Below are 2,164 nucleotides of genomic sequence, written 5' to 3'. Positions count from 1 at the left end.
GAGCGCCTTAGATTTCTCATCCCGCCTACCTGTGTCGGTTTGCGGTACGGTCTTCCTGGCCTAATTAGAGGGGATTATTTCTCGGCGCCTTGATTACGCCCGCTTCGCCTTCCCGTGGGTCGGCTCGCTGTAACCGCTTACCAAATGGCGTTTCCTCCGCCACCTGTAGCTCGCGGCTTTGACCGGGACAACCGTCGCCCGGCCGGGTTTCACCTCACGCGTCATCCCTTAAAACCAAGAACGGTACCGGAATATGAACCGGTTTCCCATCGACTACGGCTTTCGCCCTCGTCTTAGGGGCCGACTTACCCTGGGCAGATGACCTTTACCCAGGAATCCTTAGGCTTTCGGCGGACGGGGATCTCACCCGTCTTTTCGTGTACTTATACCTGCATTCTCTCTTCCACCCCCTCCAGCATACCTTACGGTATACCTTCGTCGGTCCGTGGAATGCTCCCCTACCAACCGCGCATTGCTGCGCGATTCCGCGGCTTCGGTTGCATGCTTAGCCCCGTTACATTGTCTGCGCGTCATGACTCGACCAGTGAGCTATTACGCACTCTTTGAAGGAGTGGCTGCTTCTAAGCCAACCTCCTGGCTGTCTGCGCCATGGCACATCATTTCACACTTAGCATGCTATTCGGGACCTTAGCCGACGGTCTGGGCTCTTTCCCTCTCGACTACGAACCTTGTCGCCCGCAGTCTCACTCCCATCAGTTGCCTTAAGCCATTCGGAGTTTGATTGGGTTTGGTAGGCGGTGAAGCCCCCTAGTCCATCCAGTGCTCTACCTGCTTAAGGTTTTGATAAGGCTGTCCCTCAAGGCATTTCGGGGAGAACCAGCTATTTCCAAGTTTGTTTAGTCTTTCGCTCCTAGTCACACGTCATCCCTACCTTTTTTAACAGATTAGGGTTCGGTCCTCCAACAGGTTTTACCCTGCCTTCAACCTGCGCATAACTAGATCACTTGGCTTCGGGTCTACGACGTACAACTAATTCGCCCTGTTCAGACTCGGTTTCCCTCCGGCTCCGGCTCTTCCAAGCCTTAACCTCGCTGTACATCGTAACTCGCAGGCTCATTCTACAAAAGGCACGCCATCACCCGACGAATCGGGCTTTGACATGTTGTGGGTTTACGGTTTCAGGTTCTATTTCACTCCCCTCACAGGGGTTCTTTTCGCCTTTCCCTCACGGTACTTCTGCGCTATCGGTCGTATCCAGTGTTTAGCCTTGGATCGTGGTCGACCCGGATTCCGACAGGGTTTCTCGTGCCCCGCCGTACTTAGGATACCGCTACCTCATCTCCACCGTTTCGCTTACGGGGCTTTCACCCTCTCCGGCAGGCTTTCCCAAGCCTTTCCGCTGCGATGGAAACAAAGACGTCGCGGTCCTGCAACCCCGTCTGAAAGACGGTTTAGGCTCTTCCGATTTCGCTCGCCGCTACTTTCGGAATCTCTGTTGATTTCTTTTCCCGGGGTACTTAGATGGTTCAGTTCCCCCAGTTTCGCTTCCGTTAACTATTTATTCATTCACGGATACCTGGCTCACGCCAGGTGGGTTACCCCATTCGGCTATCGGCGGATCAATGGATGTTTGCTCCTCCCCGCCGCTTTTCGCAGCTTGCCACGGCCTTCTTCGCCTTGATACGCCAAGGCATCCGCCATAAACCCTTATTTCGCTTGACCATATTATTGTTCCGACAAAATCCTTTCGGACATTGTCAAAGCGGAGTTTCGCTCTTTGAAACTCCATTTTGAAACGCTTTACGTTTCATTTTCCGTCCCTGAACTTCCACTTTCGTGGCCGTTATTTGTCAAATAACTACATATATGAAATAGCCTGTATTTCATTAGATAGTACATGGGCCGGGGTAGAGTTGAACTACCGACCCCTGCCTTATCAGAGCAGTGCTCTAACCGACTGAGCTACCGGCCCGGTTTGCACCGCGTTATGCGATGTTAAAAACGAAAAGGGGAGAGATTGCGAACGCTCGCGCGTTCGCATGAAGGAATATGTTTGGATTCGTTTCTTTCGAAACGACGGTTCAACGAACCATTTTTTATACTTGGGTTAATTAGCCCAAGTTTGGAGTTTGCATCGCAAACCCCTTCCCTTTCAAAGTGAAAGGAGGTGATCCAGCCGCACTTTCCAGTACGGCTACCTTGT

Annotated in this window: 1 tRNA gene and 1 rRNA gene; both read right to left on the bottom strand. The window is 52.4% G+C overall.

The window, feature by feature from the left end:
* A 23S ribosomal RNA gene (locus ACYVTD_RS11850) occupies nt 1-1,683 on the bottom strand; the annotation flags it as partial.
* Between the two features lie 176 nt (nt 1,684-1,859).
* A tRNA-Ile gene (locus ACYVTD_RS11845) sits at nt 1,860-1,933 on the bottom strand.
* Nucleotides 1,934-2,164 lie beyond the last annotated feature (231 nt).

The organism is Treponema sp. R6D11, assembly GCF_054786075.1.
The sequence above is the reverse complement of the archived record's forward strand: the minus strand, read 5'-3'. Positions and strand labels throughout refer to the sequence as shown.